The organism is Mesorhizobium sp. M7D.F.Ca.US.004.03.1.1 (assembly GCF_003998635.1).
Classification (GTDB): domain Bacteria; phylum Pseudomonadota; class Alphaproteobacteria; order Rhizobiales; family Rhizobiaceae; genus Mesorhizobium; species Mesorhizobium loti.
The window spans coordinates 1-460 of record NZ_RZQG01001786.1; the positions used below are offsets into that span (position 1 = coordinate 1).

The 460-nt window shown below is 62.4% G+C and carries 1 protein-coding gene; it reads right to left on the reverse strand.

Going from position 1 to position 460, the window contains the following annotated elements:
• Positions 1 to 74: 74 nt before the first annotated feature.
• Positions 75 to 460: alpha/beta hydrolase (locus EN935_RS40030; RefSeq protein WP_164771927.1), on the reverse strand; the 386-nt coding region annotated here is incomplete at its 5' end.

Sequence of the window (460 nt, forward strand, 5' to 3'; positions counted from 1 at the left end):
ACCTTCGAAGTGTTTAGGGAAACCGGCAAGTTCTGATCCGCCAGTAGGGGCCGATCCAGAAGAGAAAGAAAGCGCTACTCCGCCGCTTCGGCGGAGGGCGCTTCGAACCTTGTCCTCATGTCTTGCCTGATCGGGGCCCTGTTCTCGCTGAGAAAAGCAACGATGTGCTGCCGGGCGCGGCGTGCTTCCGGCATGTCGATCAACGGCCAGACGTGGAACATGCCTTCCTCGTGGACGACATCGACCTCGACGCCGGTGGCACGCGCCTTCTCGGCGAAGATCAGATTGTCGGGGGTCAGAAGATCGCGTGAGCCGGTCAACAGCAGCGTTTTCGGCAGCACCGACAGATCACCGTAGACCGGGCTGATGTGCCAGTCGCTGCGGTCGATGCCGGCGCTGTACATCCGGATCGCTTCCAGGCCGCCGGGAATGCCCAGCCACGGGTCGTTGCGTTCGGCCT